Consider the following 304-nt stretch of genomic DNA (forward strand, 5'->3'; position numbering starts at 1 on the left):
GTTTCGGATCAAGCCGACTCCAATAGCCAAGGAATAGTGAAAATTGATATTAAGGATTCCGTTATTCTTTCTACATTTCAAGCTCAAACGGGAAGCGGAAAAGTTGAAATGGAATACGAGGCTTTAGAAGGAGACAATGAAATAAATATTGCTCTATCTGCTAAATACATGGTACAAGCATTGAAAGCAATGGATGATGATTACATCAACTTCAAATACCAAGGTAATATGCGTCCGCTTATTTTAGAACCATGTGAATCACAACATGATGAAGTACAGCTCATATTACCAGTGAGATCACAGT

General features: G+C 36.8%; 1 protein-coding gene. It reads left to right on the forward strand.

Features of this window, described 5'->3' with window-relative positions:
* Window positions 1-304, forward strand: a 304-nt coding sequence (locus EOC06_RS38795; protein ID WP_206631420.1) for a hypothetical protein, incomplete at both ends; no start/stop codon positions are given.

Source organism: Mesorhizobium sp. M7A.F.Ca.MR.362.00.0.0 (assembly GCF_004023175.1).
In the GTDB taxonomy this organism is placed as follows: domain Bacteria; phylum Pseudomonadota; class Alphaproteobacteria; order Rhizobiales; family Rhizobiaceae; genus Mesorhizobium.